The sequence below is a fragment of the Halomonas caseinilytica genome (assembly GCF_001662305.1).
In the GTDB taxonomy this organism is placed as follows: Bacteria; Pseudomonadota; Gammaproteobacteria; order Pseudomonadales; family Halomonadaceae; genus Halomonas; species Halomonas caseinilytica.
The window spans coordinates 1-1697 of record NZ_BDEP01000038.1 but is presented as its reverse complement, the minus strand read 5'-3'; the positions used below and the strand labels follow the sequence as shown (position 1 = coordinate 1697).

The window sequence follows — 1697 nt, the reverse complement described above, 5'->3', positions numbered from 1 at the left end:
GCTGATGGCACCCCCGTTGCTTATGATCCCCAGGCGCGCGCCTTCCGGCCTATGCCGCCCTTCTGCGCCAACAGGGAGGTCATCGGTTGCAACTGGATCGCCCCTGAGCAGTATGCCTTCTGTCGATCCGGCGCCATGACGGCGCTGGCTCCAGATTCCTCTATACCCGGTGCCATCCCCAACTGGGCACAGACTGAGGCTGCCAAGCGCTGGGCGCTGGATAATCTTGGTCGTTGGCATTGGTTCCGGCCGGAGGACCCGGGCGCGCGCCCTGTTTTCCACTTGCTTGCCGAGGGCCCGACACCCGTACTGATGGGGCATGTCGAGGGCGTGGTGACGATCAGCGTGGCGGAAGCTGATCCAGTCCTGAGTACAACTCGCCGCCAAGCGCTAGACGAACCTTACCGCACCATGATTGGGCATATGCGCCATGAGGTCGCGCATATGCTCTGGTGGAGACTTAGTCTGCGTGACGATTTCCTCGAGACCTTCCGCGTCATGTTCGGCGACGAGCGTGAGGATTACCCCGCTGCACTCCAGCGCTACTACCATGACGGCCCTCCGCCCGATTGGAGACAACGCTTCCTGACCGCCTACGCTTCCGCGCACCCGCATGAGGACTGGGCCGAGACCGCAGCGCACCTGTTACATCTGACTGATATTACGGATAGCTTCGTCGCCGCGGGCCTGTCCTTGCCTGAGTTACCGAACCCGGGTTGGGACCCGTATTCGGAACCGGATGCTGAGCGCCTGATTCATGTCGCGGCCTCCCTTGTAGTGGGAGTGAATCATGTCAACCGCTCCATGGGGCTGCCAGACCTCTATCCCTTCGTGCTGTCGGAGGCTGCGCGTCGTAAACTCGCTTTCGTGCATGACTGGTTACGTCGAGGTGCACAGGGGCGTTAACCCCTGACAGTCCAGTGGGAAGGTGCTCGCCTGGCGACCAACGCTTATCGTAGCCATGGAAGACTGGCACTGGTGTTCTTGGAACAGTGCCCAGAGGCTCTGAACGCCACTGGTGCGGAATTCATAGCCTTAATTCATTCGCTTAGTTTTCTTGTGACCGTGCAGTGGCACACCTCGTCCTCAATACTATCGATGCGGACAACAACCGGTCGATCCTCGGCCAAGTCCTCGGTGAACTGAAGCCAAGTGTTTGAATCAAACCCGCGCACGTATTCCTTGCCTACTTCAGGGTTCTCTACCTGATGCGTGCCAATCTGTGTGGTCATGCCAACTTCAAGACGATGTATATCTTGCATGGGCTTCACCTGTACCAATGGAAATGGAATACCAACTGCCATGGTACATGGCGCGTCGAGTAGCGCCTATGACCCTGTATTCAGCATAGCACCCTAAGCTCTCGAAACCGTGTATATCGCCCGATAGGACAGGTTTTCTCTGATGATGGGCGTTCGACAGATCAGGCATTTGCCTCCCTGAAGCTCACCAAGCGGCGCTTCTCTTCGTCCCACAGGGTCAGGCGCACCGAGGCGAGGCTCTGCCATAGGGTGAGGCGGCCGATGCCACGCAGCTCGGGATGATCGCGCAGAACATCGGGAAGACGGTAGAAGGGAATGCGGGTGCACAGGTGATGGACATGGTGCACCCCGATATTAGCGGTGAACCAGCGTAAGATGCCGGGCAGGTCGTAGTGTGAGCTGCCGTGCAGTGCTGATTCCTGGAAGGTCCAGTCA

The 1697-nt window shown here is 58.8% G+C and carries 3 protein-coding genes; 1 reads left to right on the top strand and 2 read right to left on the bottom strand.

Translation table 11 applies throughout. The features are described 5' to 3' along the window. Positions 1 to 906, top strand: a 906-nt coding sequence (locus A9O65_RS16815; RefSeq protein ID WP_146077114.1) for a zinc-binding metallopeptidase family protein, incomplete at its 5' end; no start/stop codon positions are given. A gap of 134 nt (positions 907 to 1040) precedes the next feature. Here A9O65_RS16815 and A9O65_RS16810 read toward each other — a convergent pair. Continuing rightward, positions 1041 to 1262: a hypothetical protein gene (locus A9O65_RS16810; protein WP_064702554.1), complete on the bottom strand. Its 222-nt coding sequence runs from the start codon at positions 1260 to 1262 to the stop codon at positions 1041 to 1043. A 161-nt stretch (positions 1263 to 1423) separates the two neighbouring features. Further along, positions 1424 to 1697 (bottom strand): fatty acid desaturase (locus A9O65_RS16805; protein WP_181024107.1); only part of this gene is annotated, 274 nt, incomplete at its 5' end.

What these genes read in the sequence shown, in the direction of transcription:
- A9O65_RS16810 (WP_064702554.1), bottom strand. Translation starts at nt 1,262, where the DNA reads ATGCAAGATATACATCGTCTTGAAGTTGGCATGACCACACAGATTGGC.